Genomic DNA, 17,779 nt, shown 5'->3' with positions numbered 1-17,779 from the left:
GCCGTCAGCCTTTCCCATTCTCCGGTGTCGACACGTCGGGTGTGCACAGATGATCGTCGAGCCACCGGTCGAGGTGGCGGTAGGCCAGCCGGCGCGGCTGTTCCAGCGACAGGAACACGTCGTGCTTGGCGTCCGGTACCGGGATGATGGTGCTGCGGTTGCCGATGCACTCGGCCCACCGGGCGATCTGCGCGACGTCGAGGACGGCGTCACCGCGTTGCAGCGCCTGCGGTCCGGCGTCTTCGGCAACGGTGTGATCCGAGCGCAGGATCAGGTTGGGCACACCGACATCGAGTCCACGATGCAGCCGCGCCTGACCGCGGCGCACGGCGTGCAACCACCCGAAGGTAACGGGGAAGCCGCCCAACGGTTTCCACTGCAGGTTGTAGTCGAACTCGCCGTGGTAGTCGCGGTGCAGGCTGGAGCCGTAGCCCCCGGCGCCGCTGGCCCGGGCCACGGCCTTGCTGCGCATGCGCGACAACGCCGCGATGGTGGCCGACGTCAGGCCCAGTCGCAGGATTGCCGGACCGTGCAAATCCAAAAACGGGCTGTTGAGCACCAGGCCGCGGATGCCGGCCGAAGCGTCGGCGCGGCGCAGGCGGTCCAGCCACAACGACACGATCAGGCCGCCCGCCGAATGCCCGTACATCAACACGTCCTGGCAATCCCGGCGAATCAGGTCCAGCGCCCGGTCTAGTTCGGTGTTGTACTGGGCGAGGTTGGTGGTGAAGTGCGGGGTCTGTTCCGGCCGATGCGAGCGCCCGCACTTGCGCAGGTCCAGTGCATAGAACGCCAACCCGCGGTCGGCGAAGTGATCGGCCAGCGCGGTGTTGAAGAAATAGTCCGTGTAGCCGTGCACCGCCAGTACGGCGTGAGCGGCCGGCGCCATCTCCCCGCGCCGGATCAGGGTGGCGACGATATCGCCCTCCCCGTCGGGGTCGGGCCCGAGCGGGATCGAGTGCTGCCAGTAGCCGGGCAGGACGTCGGGCACCCAGCCAGTCACGATGGCCAGCTTAAAGAAGGCGTCGCCGGGCCGCCCACATTGGTGGCCAGGCACTTGGCGTCACGTGTCGGGATAATCTGGGACCGGCATAGCCAGAGGAAGGGTCATCGATCCGGTGTCAGAACGACTCAGAACCGACGTCGTGCTGGTGGGTGCCGGAATCATGAGTGCCACCCTGGCCGCGATGCTGCGTCGGCTCGAGCCGGATTGGTCGATCACGGTGGTCGAAAGCCTGGACGGGGTCGGCGCCGAGAGCAGCAGCCCGTGGAACAACGCCGGCACCGGCCACGCCGGGCTGTGCGAGATGAACTACACCCCGCAGCGGCCCGACGGCACGATCGACATCAGCAAAGCGGTGCGGGTCAACGAGCAGTTCCAAGTCACGCGCCAGTTCTGGGCGTACGCAGCCGAAAACGGCATCCTGGCCGACGTGCGCGGCTTCCTGAACTCGGTCCCGCACGTGAGTTTCGTCCGCGGTGCGGCCGGGGTCGACTATCTGCGGCGCCGCCGCGAGGCGTTGGCGCACAACCCGTTGTTCGCCGCGACCGAGCTGATCGACGACCCCGACGAGTTCGCACGCCGGCTGCCGTTGATGGCCGACGGGCGTGACTTCTCCGAACCCGTCGCCCTCAACTGGTCCGCCGACGGCACCGACGTCGACTTCGGCGCCCTGTCCCGGCAGCTGATCGGCTACTGCGTGCGCAGCGGCGCCACCGTGCTGTTCGGGCACCGGGTCCGCGCGCTGTCCCGGCAGCCCGACGGCGGCTGGACGCTCACCGTCGCCGACCGCCGCACCGGCCGACAGCAAAAGCTCGACGCCAAGTTCGTCTTCGTCGGCGCCGGCGGCGACGCGCTGCCGTTGTTGCAGAAGTCAGGCATCAAGGAGATCAAGGGTTTCGCCGGCTTCCCAATCGGCGGCCGGTTCCTTCGCGCGGCAAACCCGGCCCTGACCGCGGCCCACCGCGCCAAGGTGTACGGCGTTCCGTCCCCGGGCGCCCCGCCGCTGGGCGCGCTCCACCTCGATCTCCGCTACGTGCAGGGCAAGTCGTGGCTGGTCTTCGGCCCCTACGCCGGCTGGTCGCCGAAGTTCTCCAAACACGGCCACATCAGCGACCTGCCCCGGTCCATCCGGCGCGGCAACCTGATGTCGGTGCTGGGCGTCGGCGTCACAGAGACGACCATGCTCAGCTACCTGCTCGGCCAGCTGCGACTCACCAGAGCCGAACGGCTCCGTGTGCTGCGCGAATTCGCGCCCAGCGCAAGAGATTCGGACTGGGAACTGACGGTGGCGGGCCAGCGGGTGCAGGTCATCCGGCGCGACAGCCGCGGCAGAGGGGTGCTGGAATTCGGCACCGCCCTGGTCGGTGCCGCCGACGGCAGCATCATCGGCCTGCTGGGCGGTTCCCCCGGTGCTTCCACCGCGGTCCCGATCATGCTGGACGTCTTGAGAGACTGCTTCGCCAACCGCTATCAGTCCTGGCTGCCCAAGCTCAAGGAGATGGTGCCGTCCCTGGGCGCCAAGCTGTCCGACGAGCCCATGCTGTACGACGAGCTGCGTTCCTGGACCGCCCGGACTCTACAGTTGGAAGCCGCATGACCGAAGCGCTGCGCCGAGTCTGGTCCAAAGACCTTGACGCACAAACTCTTTACGAGCTCCTGAAACTGCGGGTGGAGGTTTTCGTGGTCGAGCAGGCCTGCCCGTATCCGGAACTGGACGGACGCGATCTTCTTGCCGAGACCCGGCACTTCTGGCTGGAATCCCCGCAGGGCGAGGTGATCTGCACGTTGCGGCTGATGGAGGAACATCCCGGCGGCGAGAAGGGGTTCCGACTCGGCCGGTTGTGTACCAAGCGCAGCGCCCGCGGCCAGGGCCATACCACCCGGCTGCTGCGCGCCGCGCTGGCCGAGGTGGGCGACTTTCCGTGCCGGATCGACGCACAGACATACTTGACGGACATGTGGACCAAACACGGGTTCGTCCGGGACGGAGACGAATTCATCGACGGCGGCATCCCGCACGTGCCGATGCTCAGACCCGGGTCGGGGGCGCAGCGGTGAAGCCCTACCCGTTCAGCGCCATCGTCGGACAGGACCAACTGCGACTCGCGTTGCTGCTGTGCGCGGTGCGCCCGCAGATCGGCGGCGCGCTGATCCGCGGCGAGAAAGGCACCGCGAAGTCGACCGCCGTGCGGGGCCTGGCCGGCTTGCTGTCGGCGGCGACCGGCAAGGAGGGCGCCGGTCTGGTCGAGATGCCTTTGGGTGCAACCGAAGACCGGGTGGTGGGCTCGTTGGATCTGCAGCGGGTGCTGCGCGACGGCGAGCACGCGTTCGCGCCCGGCCTGCTGGCCCGGGCCGACGGCGGCGTGCTCTACGTCGACGAGGTGAACCTGCTGCACGATCATCTGGTCGACATCCTGCTCGACGCCGCGGCGATGGGCCGCGTCCACGTCGAACGCGACGGCATATCCCATTCGCACGAGGCCCGGTTCGTACTGATCGGCACGATGAATCCCGAAGAGGGCGAACTGCGTCCGCAGCTGCTGGACCGCTTCGGGCTCACCGTCGACGTGCAGGCGTCGCGCGACGTCGACGTGCGGGTGCAGGTGATCCGCCAGCGGATGGCGTACGAGGCGGACCCGGACGCGTTCGCGCAACGCTACGCCGATACCGACGCCGAGCTGGCCCGGCGCATCGCGGCCGCCCGCGCGATCGTCGACGACGTGGTGTTGCCGGACGGCGAGTTACGCAGAATCGCGGCGCTGTGTGCGGCGTTCGACGTCGACGGCATGCGGGCTGACCTGGTGGTGGCCCGCACCGCGGTCGCGCACGCGGCCTGGCGGGGCGGGGACACGGTGGCTGAACAGGACATTCGGGTTGCCGCCGAACTGGCGTTGCCGCATCGGCGCCGGCGCGACCCGTTCGACGACCACGGCATCGACCGCCAGCAGCTCGACGAGGCACTCGCCAAAGCCGCCGAATCGCAAGGCGATCCGCAGCCGGACCCCGATCCGCCCGGCGGGGGTGCGTCGCCCGGTGACCCAGAGCCGCAATCGGCGCCGGGACCCGCACCCCCGCCACCGCGGCCCAGCGCACCGCCGTCGAGGGTCTTCCGCACCAGGGCGTTGACGGTGCCGGGAGTGGGCGAGGGCGCTCCGGGACGGCGTTCGCGCGCCCGCAATGCCTCGGGGAGCGTGGTGGCGGCCGCGGATCCGTCGGTGCCCGACGCGCACGGCCTGCATTTGTTCGCCACCGTGCTGTCCGCGGCCGAGCAGGCATCCGGCCGCGGACGGTTGCGGTTGCGGCCCAACGACATTCGCCGTGCGGTGCGCGAGGGACGCGAGAGCAACCTGGTGATCTTCGTGGTCGACGCGTCCGGGTCGATGGCCGCGCGGGATCGGATGGCGGCGGTCGGTGGCGCCACCCTTTCGCTGCTGCGCGATGCCTATCAGCGGCGCGACAAGGTCGCGGTCATCACGTTCCGTCAGCTGACAGCGCAGGTGTTGCTGCCGCCCACGTCCTCGGCGCACATCGCCGGACGCCGGTTGGCCCGGTTCGACACCGGCGGCAAGACCCCGCTGGCCGAGGGTCTGTTGGCCGCCCGTGCGCTGGTCATGCGGGAGAAAGTGCGCGACCGGGCCCGGCGTCCGCTCATCGTGGTGCTGACCGACGGGCGTGCCACTGCCGGCCCGGACCCGTTGGGCCGCAGCCGGATTGCGGCGGGCCGTCTGCGCGCCGAGGGTGTGGCCGCGGTGGTGGTGGACTGCGAGACGTCTTATGTGCGGCTGGGATTGGCCGGTGAGCTCGCCCGACAACTGGGTGCGCCGGCCATCCGGCTCGAGCACTTGCACGCCGACCAGTTGACCCGAGCAGTCCGTAGCGTGGCCTGATATGCCACAAGGGATTCCAGCCGAGGTCCCCGCCGATGGGCTGACCACCAGGGCCCGACGCAACACCCCGGTACTGGCCGTGCACACCGGTGCCGGAAAAGGGAAATCGACCGCCGCGTTCGGCATGGCGTTGCGGGCCTGGAACGTCGGCCTGGACATCGCGGTGTTCCAGTTCGTCAAGAGCGCGAAATGGAAAGTGGGCGAGGAGTCGGCCTTTCGCCGGCTCGGTCAGCTGCACGACGAGCAGGGCGTCGGCGGCGCGGTGGAATGGCACAAGATGGGCGCCGGCTGGTCCTGGTCGCGCAAGCCCGGCAGCGCCGTCGATCACGCGGCGACCGCGGCGGACGGGTGGGCCGAGATCAAGCAGCGGTTGGCCGCCCAGCTTCACGACTTCTATGTCCTCGACGAGTTCACCTACCCCCTCAAATGGGGCTGGGTGGACGTCGACGACGTGGTGGCGACCCTGCTGGCGCGACCCGGTCACCAGCATGTGGTGATCACCGGGCGCGACGCGCCGCCGGCGCTGATCGAGGCCGCCGACCTGGTGACCGAGATGACGAAGGTGAAGCACCCGATGGACGCCGGGCGCAAAGGCCAGAAGGGCATCGAGTGGTAGCTGCACCCGCCCCGCTGGTCGGCGAGCGTGCACAGTCGTACGCCGACACGCCGCGCCACGCGTCATTGTCTGCACGCTCGCGGCGCAGGTGGCTCCGGTGACACCCGCCGTGGTGATTGCCGCGCCGGCTTCCGGTAGCGGAAAGACCACGGTCGCAACGGGTTTGATCGGCGCATTGCGCCGGGCGGGGCACCGGGTGGCCCCGTTCAAGGTCGGGCCGGACTTTATCGACCCCGGCTACCACGCGCTGGCCGCGGCGCGCCCCGGCCGCAACCTGGATCCGGTGCTCGTGGGGGAGCGCCTCATCGGCCCGCTGTTCCGGCACGGCGCCCGCGGCGCCGACATCGCGGTGATCGAAGGGGTCATGGGCCTGTTCGACGGGCGCATCGGCGAATCGGTGACGGGCCCGGCGGTGGGCTCCACCGCGCACGTCGCGGGACTGCTACAGGCGCCGGTGATCATGGTTGTCGACGCGCGCGGGCAGAGTCAGAGCATCGCCGCTCTGCTGCATGGCTTTTCGACGTTCGACGCCCAAACCCGGGTCCGCGGCGTCATTCTCAACCGCGTCGGTACCGCCCGGCACGAGCAGGTGCTGCGGCAGGCGTGCGAGCATGCCGGTGTCCCGGTACTGGGGGTGATTCCCCGCACGGCCGAATTGGAGCTTCCGTCAAGGTATCTCGGCTTGGTGACCGCCGTGGAGTACGGTCGGCACGCGCGCGAGGCGGTGGCGGCCATGACGGATCTGGTGGCCCGTCAGGTCGACCTGGCCGGGGTGCTGGCGACCGCGGGCAGCCGCGTCGAGGACGCGGCGTGGGACCCGGCGGCCGCGGTGGAACGCAGTGTCCAGAGCGACCGGCCCCGCAAAGCTGTGGTCGCCCTGGCGGCGGGCAAGGCGTTCACCTTCGGCTACCCCGAACACGCGGAGCTGCTGCGTGCCGCCGGCGCCGACGTCGTCGAGTTCGACCCGTTGAGCGAATCCCTGCCCGACGGTGCGAACGCGGTGCTGTTACCGGGCGGGTTCCCCGAGCAGTTCGCCGCCGAACTGTCGGCCAACCACGACGTGCGCCGTCAGATCCGCGACCTGGCCGTCGCCGGGGCGCCGATCCACGCCGAATGCGCGGGCCTGATCTACCTGGTGTCCGACGTCGACGGACACCCGATGTGCGGGGTGCTGAACGGGTCGGCGCGCTTCACCCAGCGCCTCACCCTGGCCTACCGTGACGCCGTCGCGGTGGCCGACTCGTCGGTGTACGCCGCCGGTGAGAGGGTGACCGGGCACGAATTCCACCGGACCGCAATCACTTTCACCAGCGGTTACCAGCCTGCGTGGGCGTACCGGCAGGACTCCGGCACGGTGCGTGAGGGCGCGGTACACCTCGGGGTGCACGCGTCTTACCTGCACACCCACGCCGCGGCCACGCCCGAAGCGGTGGCGCGTTTCGTCGCGCACGCCACGGCCTGCGGTGCGACGGTGTCCAGCACTAGGCTTGCCCGGTGACCGAGAGCCCCTACCTGGTGGGACTGCGACTGACCGGCAGGAAGGTCGTCGTCATCGGCGGGGGCAGCGTGGCCCAACGACGGCTACCGTTGCTCATCGCCAGCGGGGCCGACGTCCACGTCATCTCCCGCAGCGCCACCCGCTCCGTCGAGGCGATGGACGGCATCACCCTCACGGTCCGGGAATACCGCGACGGTGACCTGGCCGGCGCCTGGTACGCCCTGGCCGCCACCAACGATCCGCAGGTGAACGCGGCCGTCGCCGCCGAAGCCGAACGGTACCGGATCTTCTGTGTGCGCGCCGACGCCGCCGTCGAAGGCACCGCGGTCACCCCCGCGTCGTTCGAGTACGCGGGTCTGTCGGTGGGTGTGCTGGCCGGCGGCGAACACCGCCGGTCGGCGGCCATCCGGTCGGCGATCCGGGAGGCACTCCAGCAGGGCCTCATCACCGCGGAGAGCTCCGACGTCGTTCGCGGTGGGGTGGCCCTGGTCGGCGGCGGCCCCGGCGATCCCGAACTGATCACCGTGCGGGGGCGTCGGCTGCTGGCCCAGGCCGACGTCGTGGTCACCGACCGGCTCGCACCGCCAGAGCTGCTGGCCGAGCTGGCCCCCCACGTCGAGGTGATCGACGCGGCGAAAATTCCGTACGGCCGCGCCATGGCCCAGGATGCGATCAACGCCGTCCTGATCGAACGCGCCCGGGCCGGCAAGTTCGTGGTCCGGCTCAAGGGCGGCGATCCGTTCGTGTTCGCACGCGGTTACGAGGAAGTGCTGGCGTGCGCCGAAGCGGGCATTCCGGTGACCGTCGTGCCAGGTGTGACAAGTGCCATAGCAGTTCCTGCGATGGCGGGTGTTCCGGTCACCCATCGGGCCACGAATCACGAATTCGTGGTGGTCAGCGGCCATCTGGCGCCGGATCATCCCGAATCGTTAGTGAATTGGGACGCTTTGGCAGCCTTGACCGGCACCATTGTTTTGCTGATGGCCGTCGAACGGATCGAACTCTTCGTCGCCGCGCTGCTCAAAGGCGGCCGACCTGCGGATACTCCGGTCCTGGTGGTGCAACACGGCACGACGGCCGCTCAGCACACGTTGCGGGCGACCCTGGCGGACACGCCGACGAAGGTCCGCGCGGAGGGAATCCGACCTCCCGCGATCGTCGTAATCGGGCCCGTGGCGGGGCTGAGTGGGCCTTACGCTTTAAACAAATCTTAAGATTACTGTAAGGTAACCTGCTATGACGGCTCTCAACGACTCAGAGCGGGTTGTCCACAGCTGGACGGACGGCAGCTCGAAAAGTTCGGCGTCGGAGCGTCCCACAGAATCGGTGGAGACCCCTTTGCAGCGCCTGAGCAGGTATTACCCGACCTGGATGCCCTCGTACCGCTTCATCGCGGCGGTCATCGCGATCGGCGGGATGCAGCTGTTGGCCACCATGGACAGCACCGTCGCCATCGTCGCCCTTCCTAAGATTCAGGACGAGCTCAGCCTGTCCGATGCGGGCCGCAGCTGGGTGATCACCGCTTACGTGCTGACTTTCGGCGGATTGATGCTGCTCGGCGGCCGGCTCGGCGACACCATCGGGCGCAAGCGCACCTTCATCGTCGGTGTCGCGCTGTTCACCATCTCCTCGGTGCTGTGCGCGGTGGCCTGGGATGAAGTGACGCTGGTCATCGCCCGGTTGTCCCAAGGCGTCGGGTCGGCGATCGCGTCACCGACCGGCCTGGCTCTGGTGGCGACCACCTTCCCGAAGGGCCCGGCGCGTAACGCCGCGACCGCGGTGTTCGCCGCGATGACCGCGATCGGGTCCGTGATGGGTCTGGTGGTCGGCGGCTTCCTGACCGAGTACTCCTGGCGGTTGGCGTTCATGGTCAACGTGCCGATCGGGCTGGTGATGATCTACCTGGCCCGCACCGCGCTGCGGGAGACCAACCGGGAGCGGATGAAGCTGGACGCCGCCGGCGCCATGCTGGCCACGCTGGCCTGCACCGCGGCCGTCTTCGCTTTCTCGATCGGCCCGGAGAAGGGCTGGATCTCGGTCACCACCATCGGTTCGGGTGTGGTGGCGCTGGGCGCGGCCATCGCGTTCATCATCGTCGAGCGCACCGCGGAGAACCCCGTCATCCCGTTCGAGTTGTTCCGTGACCGCAACCGGCTGGTCACCTTCGGCGCGATCTTCCTCGCCGGTGGCGTCATGTTCAGCCTGACCGTGTCCATCGGCCTGTACGTGCAGGACATCCTGGGCTACAGCGCGTTGCGGGCCGGCGTCGGCTTCATCCCGTTCGTGATCGCCATGGGCATCGGCCTGGGCATCTCCTCGCAGCTGGTGTCCCGGTTCTCGCCGCGGGTGCTGACCATCGGTGGTGGATGGCTATTGCTCGGCGCGATGCTGTACGGCTCGTTCTGCATGCACCGCGGCGCCCCCTACTTCCCGAACCTGGTGCTGCCCATCGTGGTCGGCGGCATCGGCATCGGCATGGTGGTCGTGCCGCTGACCTTGTCGGCCATTGCCGGGGTCGGCTTCGACCAGATCGGCCCGGTGTCGGCGATGACGCTGATGCTGCAGAGCCTGGGCGGGCCGCTGGTGCTGGCCGTCATCCAGGCCGTGATCACCTCCCGCACTCTCTACAACGGCGGCATCACCGGGCCGGTGAAGTTCATGAACGAACTTCAGCTGCATGCACTGGACAAGGGCTACACCTACGGCCTGCTGTGGGTGGCCGGGACGGCCGTCATCGTCGGCTGTGCGGCGCTGTTCATCGGCTACACACCCGAAGAGGTGGCGCACGCGCAGGAAGTCAAGGAAGCGATCGACGCGGGGGAGCTGTAGTTCGCTAGCGGCCGCCGTGCCGAGCGTCACGCCAGGGTGGCGCAAGCGCTCGATCGTCGCGCTGGCGTGACGCTCACCGCACCGGACGGCAGGCTAGGCTTGCCGCTCGTGATCACCCGGATGTCCGAGCTGTTCCTGCGCACCCTGCGCGACGATCCCGCCGACGCCGAAGTGCCCAGCCACAAGCTGCTGATCCGCGCCGGCTACGTCCGGCCCATCGCGCCGGGGCTGTACAGCTGGCTCCCGCTCGGCCTGAAGGTCCTGCGCAACATCGAACGCATCGTGCGCGAGGAGATGAACGCCATCGGCGGGCAGGAGATCCTGTTCCCCGCGCTGCTGCCGCGTGCGCCGTACGAGACCACCAACCGCTGGACCGAATACGGCGAAAACCTGTTCCGGCTCAAAGACCGCCGGAAGAACGACTACCTGCTGGGCCCGACCCACGAGGAGCTGTTCACCCTCACCGTCAAAGGCGAGTACAGCTCCTACAAGGACTTCCCGCTCACGCTGTATCAGATCCAGACCAAGTACCGCGACGAGGCGCGCCCGCGTGCCGGCATCCTGCGGGGCCGCGAGTTCGTCATGAAGGACTCCTACTCCTTCGATATCGACCCCGCCGGGCTCCAAACCTCCTACGACGCGCACCGCGAGGCCTACCAGCGCATCTTCGACCGCCTCGCGGTGCGCTACGTCGTCGTGTCGGCGGTCTCCGGCGCGATGGGCGGCAGTGCCTCCGAGGAGTTCCTGGCCGAAAGCCCCGTCGGCGAAGACACCTTCGTGCGCTGCCTGGAATCCGGCTACGCCGCCAACGTCGAAGCCGTCGTCACCGCGCGTCCCGAGCCGACACCCACCGACGGCCTGCCGGCCGCCCAGGTCCACGACACCGGCGACACCCCGACCATCGCCACCCTCGTCGCTTGGGCCAACGAAAGCCTGGGTCGCACGATCACCGCCGCCGACACCCTCAAGAACGTCCTGGTCAAGGTCCGCCAGCCCGGCGGCGATTGGGAGCTGCTCGCCATCGGTGTGCCCGGGGACCGCGAGGTGGACGACAAGCGGCTGGGCGCGGCATTGGAACCCGCCGAGTACGCGTTGCTCAGCGACGCCGACTTCGCCGAACACCCCTTCCTGGTCAAGGGCTACATCGGCCCTAAAGCGTTGCAGGACAACAAAGTTCGCTACCTCGTCGACCCGCGCGTGGTCGACGGCACCAGCTGGATCACCGGGGCCGACGAACCCGGGCGCCACGTGGTCGGGCTGGTGGCCGGCCGCGACTTCACCGCCGACGGCACCATCGAGGCCGCCGAGGTGCGCGAAGGCGACCCCTCGCCCGACGGCGCCGGTCCGTTGGTGATGGCCCGTGGCATCGAGATCGGCCACATCTTCCAGCTCGGCCGCAAGTACACCGACGCATTCACCGCCGACGTGCTCGGCGAGGACGGCAAACCGGTGCGGTTGACGATGGGTTCCTACGGCATCGGGGTGTCGCGGCTGGTCGCCGTCGTCGCCGAACAGCACCACGACGAGCTCGGGCTGCGGTGGCCGTCGTCGATCTCGCCGTTCGGGGTCCACCTGGTGATCGCCAACAAGGACGCCGAAGCCCGCCTGGGCGCGGCCAAGCTGGCCGCGGATCTGGACAAGGTCGGCGTCGACGTGTTGCTCGACGACCGTCAGGCCTCGCCGGGCGTCAAGTTCAAGGACGCCGAACTGCTGGGCGTGCCGTGGGTCCTGGTGGTGGGCCGGGGCTGGGCGGACGGCCGGATCGAGCTCCGCGACCGCTTCGCCAGTCAGACGACCGAGCTGGCCGTCGGCGATTCACTGGTCACCGACATCGTGGCAGCGATCAGCCCCTAGCGAGGTACGGCGAGCAGACGCAAAAGCCCCTCATTTCGGCACGAAATGGGGGCTTTTGCGTCTGCTCGCGAGCGGGAGGTGCCCCCCTGCTCGCGCTTACTCGTTGCCGCCGGGGAACGACGTGGTGATCGGCCAGCCACCCAGCACTTTGTTCCAGCGGGCCGCCAGCACCGCACTCTGAGTCAGGGCATTCGAGGCGAAGGCGCGGTCCTCGGCGGTGTCGGCGTGCTCGACGACCGCCCGCCACGCCGTCGCGCCGTCGTTCTCCATCCGCGCCGCCAGCCGGGCCGCTTCCGACGGGCTGGCCACCGGGGAGGGCAACTGGTAGCCGGCCGCGGCGACCGGCACGGTGGCCTTGCGGGCGGTCAGCATCGCGATGACGTCGTCGCGGCGCTGGCGGTGCTGGTTGAGGGCTTCCACCACGAGGTCGTTGACGCTCGGCGGCGACATCGCGGACACGATCCCGTAGCCGTAGATGGTGGCGTGCTCGACGGCGAGCGCGTCGCTGAACGCGGTGATGTCGGCGTCTTTGCCGGCGGGGGCACGTTTCGGTCCGGTCATATCGACGGTCCCCCGGGTACCAGCGCGACGGTCGCAGAGGCGGTGCAGCAGGCGGCGATCGAGGCCAACAGACCCGCCCGGTAGCCCGACGACGTCGCGACCAACCGGCTGGCGTCCTCGGCCGACTTGCGCAGCGAGTCGATGACATCGGATACCGGAGGCGGCGGCGGTGGCGGCCCCTCCGGCTCGGTGGGGGTCGCACTCGCGCTGGAGCTGCTGGTCTCGCTGGTCGACGACACCAACTTGCCCGCGGCGCGGGCGATCTCGGTGGACAACGCCCGGGCGTGCGCGGCGCGCTGGGTGGCTACCACGGTCAGCGCGGCCGCGATCTGCGGCGGGCTGCCGATCGCTCCGGCCGCCGCGGCCGCCAGCGCACTGTCGTGGCGCGCCTGTTCCAGCGGGCTCAGCAACTCTTCGACGACGGGCGGCTTGGGCGCCGACTCGCTGCAAGCGGTTGCCACTGAAAGTGCAGCGAGAGCGACGCCACCGGCGAGTACACCCCGCCGACTGATGACGGGTACTGCTTCGGGCACGTTCCACATCCTGCCATCACGGTGCCCCTCGGACGGTAGGCACGTTGCGGTCGGACCCGGACGAGACGATCAGGGCGTTATCGGCGGTTCCTGGCGTATCGTTGATAGCTGGCTCAAAGACAACTCAAGATGAGGAGCTCGCCGTGACCACCGGGCTACCTTCGCAGACGCAGGTGATCGAGCTACTCAGTGGTGAGTTCGCGCGCGCCGGCTACGAGATCGAAGACGTAGTCATCGACAGCCGCACCCGTCCGCCGCGCATCACCGTGATCGCCGACGGCGACACCGCCCTGGACCTGGACACCATCGCTTCGCTGTCGCATTCGGCGTCGACTTTGCTGGACGGCGCGGACGACGGTCGCGGCACCCCCTACGTGCTCGAGGTCAGTTCGCCCGGCGTCGAGCGCCCGTTGACCAGCGAGAAGCATTTCCGTCGGGCGCGGGGACGCAAGGTAGACGTGGTGCTGGCCGACGGCTCGCAGTTGTCCGGGCGGGTCGGCCAGACCGGCGACGACACGGTCGCGCTGGTGGTCCGCACCGGCCGCGACCTGGCGGTGCGCGAGATCAAGCTCGGAGAAATCACCAAAGCTGTTGTGCAGGTTGAGTTTTCGACGCCAGCACGAGCAGAGCTGGAGTTGGCGCACGGGACGGAGGCGGGAACATGAACATCGACATGGCCGCTCTGCATGCCATCGAGGTCGACCGGGGCATCTCGGTCAACGAGCTGCTGGAGACGATCAAGTCCGCGCTGCTCACCGCCTACCGGCACACCCAGGGTCATCAGACCGACGCCCACATCGAGATCGACCGCAAGACCGGCGTCGTCAAGGTCATCGCCCGCGAAACCGACGACGAAGGCCGCCTGATCAGCGAGTGGGACGACACCCCGGAGGGTTTCGGCCGCATCGCCGCCACCACGGCACGTCAGGTGATGCTGCAACGATTCCGCGACGCCGAGAACGAGCGGACCTTCGGCGAGTTCTCCACCCGGGAAGGCGAGATCGTCGCCGGGGTGATCCAGCGCGACAACCGAGCCAACCTCCGCGGGCTGGTCGTGGTGCGGATGGGTACCGAGACCAAGGCGTCCGAAGGAGTGATCCCGGCCGCCGAACAGGTCCCCGGCGAGACCTACGAGCACGGCAACCGGGTCCGCTGCTACGTCGTCGGCGTGAGCCGCGGCGCCCGCGAGCCGGTGATCACGCTCTCCCGCACCCACCCCAACCTGGTGCGCAAGCTGTTCTCGCTGGAAGTGCCCGAGATCGCCGACGGGTCGGTGGAGATCGTGGCGGTGGCCCGGGAGGCGGGGCATCGCTCCAAGATCGCGGTGAAGTCCAACGTCGCGGGCCTGAACGCCAAGGGCGCGTGCATCGGTCCGATGGGGCAGCGGGTCCGCAACGTGATGAGCGAGCTGTCCGGAGAGAAGATCGACATCATCGACTTCGACGAGGACCCGGCCCGCTTCGTGGCCAACGCGCTGTCGCCGGCGAAAGTCGTCTCGGTCTCGGTGATCGACGCGACCGCGCGCGCGGCACGGGTGGTGGTGCCCGACTTCCAGCTGTCGCTGGCCATCGGCAAGGAAGGACAGAACGCGCGGTTGGCGGCCAGACTGACCGGGTGGCGCATCGACATCCGGGGCGACGCGCCGGCCCAACCCGGCACCCAACCCGACCACGGCGCCAGCCACGGAATGGCCCACGAGCGGTAGTGGGGTCCGACTACCCGCGGGTGGTTCGGAGCAGTGGTCGGGTAACGCTAGACTGAGCCGTGATCCAGCGCGAGCCTTCGGCCTCGGCGCACCGAAGCCCGGACAACCCCAGCGGACCGGTGCGGATGTGTGTCGGATGCCGGAAGCGAGAGTTGGCCGTCGAACTGCTTCGAGTGGTGGCTCGGTCTGACGGGAACGGCAGCTACGCCGTGATCGTTGACACGGCCGGACGCCTGCCGGGGCGAGGTGCATGGCTGCATCCCGTTCCGCAGTGCGTACAGCAGGCGATTCGGCGGCGAGCTTTCGCCCGAGCGCTGCGCATCACCGGTTCACCGGAAACATCCGCGGTGGTCGAGCACGTCGAGGCGCGCTCGTCCCACCGGGCAACAGAACAGGTAGCAAGAACATGAGCACACCGTGAAGTCCCGATGACCATGCGTCATAGCTAATACTTGAGGCGCGGCCCACGACTGTCGCCTCTGAGACAGGAGATGTAGTGGCAGGTAAGGCCCGCGTACACGAGTTAGCCAAGGAACTCGGTGTCACCAGCAAGGAAGTCCTCGCCCGACTGAGTGAACAGGGCGAATTCGTCAAATCCGCATCGTCGACGGTCGAGGCGCCGGTAGCCCGCCGGCTGCGCGAGTCGTTCGGCGGCGGCAAACCGGCAGCGCCCAAGGGCGCGGACAGCGCAGCCAAGGCCCCCGAGAAGGCGGCGGTCGCCGCGCCCGGTGCGGACCTGGACCGGGCGCTGGACAAAGCGGTCGGCAACGGCGCGGCCACCCCCGCGCCGGTCAAGCCCGCCGATCCCACCAGGACGGCGCCGCCCGCGGCCCCGGCCCGCCCGGCCGCTCCGGCAGCCGGTGCCAAGCCTGCGGCCCCGCCGACGCCGGGACCATCGGCGCCCACGCCGACCCCGGGTCAGCCGTCGAGCCCACAGGCGCCGCATCCCGGCATGACTCCCGGGCCGCGCCCGGGCCCGGCGCCGAAGCCGGGAGTGCGCACGCCGCGCGTCGGCAACAACCCGTTCTCGTCGGCGCAGCCCGTCGACCGGCCGATTCCCCGTCCGCACCCGCAGGCGCCGCGTCCCGGCGCGCCCCGCCCGGGTGCGCCCCGGCCCGGTGCGTCACCCGGCAGCATGCCGCCGCGTCCCGGCGGCGCCGCCGGAGGTCCCCGTCCGCCCCGGACGGGCGCGCCGCGTCCCGGCGGTGCCCGTCCCGGCGGTCCCGGCGGCGACCGCACCGGCGGCGGCGGTAACTACCGCGGTGGCGGTGGTGTCGGTGCCGCACCCGGCGGTGGCGGCGGATTCCGCGGCCGTCCCGGCGGCGGTGGTCCCGGTGGTGGCGGCGGTGGCCGTCCGGGTCAGCGCGGCGGCGCGGCCGGCGCGTTCGGCCGTCCCGGCGGTGCGCCCCGACGCGGACGCAAGTCCAAGCGGGCCAAACGCGCCGAATACGAGAACATGCAGGCGCCCGTCGTCGGTGGCGTGCGGTTGCCGCACGGCAACGGCGAGACCATCCGGCTGGCGCGCGGCGCCTCGCTGAGCGACTTCGCCGACAAGATCAACGCCAACCCGGCCGCGCTGGTCCAGGCGTTGTTCAACCTCGGCGAGATGGTCACGGCCACCCAGTCGGTCGGCGACGAGACGCTGGAGCTGCTGGGCAGCGAGATGAACTACGTCGTCCAGGTCGTCAGCCCCGAGGACGAAGACCGCGAACTGCTGGAGTCCTTCGACCTCACCTACGGCGAAGACGAGGGCGGCGAGGACGACCTGCAGACCCGTCCGCCGGTGGTGACCGTCATGGGTCACGTCGACCACGGTAAGACGCGCCTGCTGGACACCATCCGGAAAGCCAGCGTCCGTGAGGGCGAAGCCGGCGGCATCACCCAGCACATCGGTGCCTACCAGGTGGGTGTCGAACACGACGGCGCCGACCGGTTGATCACCTTCATCGACACCCCGGGTCACGAGGCGTTCACCGCCATGCGTGCCCGCGGCGCCAAGGCCACCGACATCGCCATCCTGGTGGTCGCGGCCGACGACGGTGTGATGCCGCAGACGGTGGAGGCCATCAACCACGCGCAGGCCGCCGACGTGCCGATCGTGGTGGCGGTCAACAAGATCGACAAGGAGGGCGCCGACCCGGCCAAGATCCGCGGTCAGCTCACCGAATACGGTCTGGTGGCCGAGGAGTTCGGCGGCGAGACGATGTTCGTCGACATCTCGGCCAAGCAGGGCACCAACATCGAGGCACTCGAGGAGGCGGTGCTGCTGACCGCCGACGCCGCCCTGGACCTGCGGGCCAACCCCGACATGGAAGCCCAGGGTGTGGCCATCGAGGCGCACCTGGACCGCGGTCGCGGTCCGGTGGCCACCGTGCTGATCCAGCGTGGAACCCTGCGGGTGGGCGACTCGGTGGTGGCCGGCGACGCCTACGGCCGGGTCCGGCGGATGGTCGACGAACACGGTGAGGACGTCGAGGAAGCATTGCCGTCGCGTCCGGTGCAGGTCATCGGCTTCACGTCGGTGCCCGGTGCCGGTGACAACTTCCTGGTCGTCGACGAGGACCGCATCGCCCGCCAGATCGCCGACCGGCGCAGCGCCCGCAAGCGCAACGCGCTGGCGGCCCGCAGTCGCAAGCGGATCAGCCTGGAGGACCTGGACTCGGCGCTGAAGGAAACCAGCCAGCTGAACCTGATCCTCAAGGGCGACAACGCCGGTACCGTCGAGGCCCTGGAAGAGGCCCTGATGGGTATCGAGGTCGACGACGAGGTGGCGCTGCGCGTCATCGACCGCGGTGTCGGTGGCATCACCGAGACCAACGTCAACCTGGCGTCGGCGTCGGATGCGATCATCATCGGCTTCAACGTCCGCGCCGAGGGCAAGGCGACCGAACTGGCCAACCGCGAGGGTGTGGAGATCCGCTACTACTCGGTGATCTACCAGGCGATCGACGAGATCGAGAAGGCCCTGCGCGGCATGCTCAAGCCGATCTACGAGGAAAACCAGTTGGGTCGGGCCGAGATCCGGGCGATCTTCCGGTCCTCCAAGGTCGGCATCATCGCCGGTTGCATGGTCAGTTCCGGTGTGGTGCGCCGCAACGCCAAGGCTCGGCTGCTTCGGGACAACATCGTGGTCACCGAAAACCTGTCGATCAACTCGCTGCGCCGGGAGAAGGACGACGTGACCGAGGTCCGCGAGGGTTTCGAATGCGGTCTGACACTGGGCTATTCGGACATCAAGGAAGGCGACATCATCGAGTCCTTCGAGCTGGTCCAGAAGGAACGGTCATGAGGCC

The 17,779-nt window shown here is 69.3% G+C and carries 15 protein-coding genes; 12 read left to right on the top strand and 3 right to left on the bottom strand.

The genetic code is table 11. The annotated features are described in order from the left end of the window. Positions 1-4 precede the first annotated feature (4 nt). Entirely contained in the window at positions 5-1,003 is a 999-nt protein-coding gene (locus AC5Y4D_RS12620) for an alpha/beta hydrolase (protein WP_500037307.1), read from the bottom strand. Between the two features lie 115 nt (positions 1,004-1,118). Between AC5Y4D_RS12620 and mqo the strand changes: the two genes are divergently transcribed. From mqo to AC5Y4D_RS12580, 8 genes are all read left to right on the top strand, one after another. Next, complete coding sequence (gene mqo, locus AC5Y4D_RS12615; RefSeq protein WP_500037306.1) at positions 1,119-2,600, top strand: malate dehydrogenase (quinone); 1,482 nt, start codon at positions 1,119-1,121, stop codon at positions 2,598-2,600. Beyond that, the gene (locus AC5Y4D_RS12610) at positions 2,597-3,061 is read left to right on the top strand and encodes a GNAT family N-acetyltransferase (protein WP_499990539.1); all 465 of its coding nucleotides are present in this window, start codon (positions 2,597-2,599) and stop codon (positions 3,059-3,061) included. Before mqo ends, AC5Y4D_RS12610 begins: the two co-directional genes overlap by 4 nt. After that, the gene (locus AC5Y4D_RS12605) at positions 3,058-4,890 is read left to right on the top strand and encodes a magnesium chelatase subunit D family protein (RefSeq protein ID WP_500037305.1); all 1,833 of its coding nucleotides are present in this window, start codon (positions 3,058-3,060) and stop codon (positions 4,888-4,890) included. Before AC5Y4D_RS12610 ends, AC5Y4D_RS12605 begins: the two co-directional genes overlap by 4 nt. 1 nt (position 4,891) lies before the next feature. After that, entirely contained in the window at positions 4,892-5,506 is a 615-nt protein-coding gene (gene cobO / locus AC5Y4D_RS12600) for a cob(I)yrinic acid a,c-diamide adenosyltransferase (RefSeq protein WP_500037304.1), read from the top strand. A gap of 97 nt (positions 5,507-5,603) precedes the next feature. Continuing rightward, complete coding sequence (locus AC5Y4D_RS12595; protein ID WP_499990536.1) at positions 5,604-7,004, top strand: cobyrinic acid a,c-diamide synthase CobB; 1,401 nt, start codon at positions 5,604-5,606, stop codon at positions 7,002-7,004. Beyond that, positions 7,001-8,218 carry a uroporphyrinogen-III C-methyltransferase gene (gene cobA, locus AC5Y4D_RS12590; RefSeq protein WP_499990535.1) on the top strand — a complete coding sequence of 406 codons (1,218 nt, stop codon included), beginning with the start codon at positions 7,001-7,003 and terminating at the stop codon, positions 8,216-8,218. Before AC5Y4D_RS12595 ends, cobA begins: the two co-directional genes overlap by 4 nt. Positions 8,219-8,240: 22 nt before the next feature. Further along, positions 8,241-9,833 (top strand): MFS transporter, encoded by a 1,593-nt coding sequence (locus AC5Y4D_RS12585; RefSeq protein WP_499990534.1) that lies wholly within the window; start codon positions 8,241-8,243, stop codon positions 9,831-9,833. A gap of 108 nt (positions 9,834-9,941) precedes the next feature. Then, on the top strand, positions 9,942-11,687 hold the full coding sequence (locus tag AC5Y4D_RS12580; RefSeq protein WP_499990533.1) for a proline--tRNA ligase: 1,746 nt from the start codon (positions 9,942-9,944) through the stop codon (positions 11,685-11,687). 96 nt (positions 11,688-11,783) lie between these two features. Here AC5Y4D_RS12580 and AC5Y4D_RS12575 read toward each other — a convergent pair whose 3' ends face one another. Both AC5Y4D_RS12575 and AC5Y4D_RS12570 read right to left on the bottom strand, forming a co-directional pair. After that, a complete protein-coding gene (locus AC5Y4D_RS12575; RefSeq protein ID WP_499990532.1) occupies positions 11,784-12,248 on the bottom strand; it encodes a ferritin-like domain-containing protein in 465 nt (154 codons plus the stop codon). Continuing rightward, positions 12,245-12,790, bottom strand: coding sequence for a hypothetical protein (locus AC5Y4D_RS12570; protein WP_499990531.1), 546 nt, complete (start codon positions 12,788-12,790; stop codon positions 12,245-12,247). The genes AC5Y4D_RS12575 and AC5Y4D_RS12570 overlap by 4 nt, the downstream gene beginning before the upstream one ends. A gap of 134 nt (positions 12,791-12,924) precedes the next feature. Between AC5Y4D_RS12570 and rimP the strand changes: the two genes are divergently transcribed. The 4 genes from rimP (at position 12,925) to infB (ending at position 17,775) form a co-directional block, all read left to right on the top strand. Next, positions 12,925-13,446: a ribosome maturation factor RimP gene (rimP, locus tag AC5Y4D_RS12565; RefSeq protein WP_500037303.1), complete on the top strand. Its 522-nt coding sequence runs from the start codon at positions 12,925-12,927 to the stop codon at positions 13,444-13,446. Then, complete coding sequence (gene nusA, locus AC5Y4D_RS12560; RefSeq protein WP_499942216.1) at positions 13,443-14,486, top strand: transcription termination factor NusA; 1,044 nt, start codon at positions 13,443-13,445, stop codon at positions 14,484-14,486. The genes rimP and nusA overlap by 4 nt, the downstream gene beginning before the upstream one ends. Positions 14,487-14,611: 125 nt before the next feature. After that, a complete protein-coding gene (locus AC5Y4D_RS12555; protein WP_499942373.1) occupies positions 14,612-14,896 on the top strand; it encodes a YlxR family protein in 285 nt (94 codons plus the stop codon). Positions 14,897-14,982: 86 nt separating this feature from the next. Beyond that, complete coding sequence (gene infB, locus AC5Y4D_RS12550; RefSeq protein WP_499942218.1) at positions 14,983-17,775, top strand: translation initiation factor IF-2; 2,793 nt, start codon at positions 14,983-14,985, stop codon at positions 17,773-17,775. The last annotated feature ends 4 nt before the right edge of the window (positions 17,776-17,779 follow it).

It is taken from the genome of Mycobacterium sp. NGS67, assembly GCF_059812185.1.
Note: the sequence above shows the minus strand (reverse complement) of the source record. Positions and strands in the feature narration are given on the sequence as shown.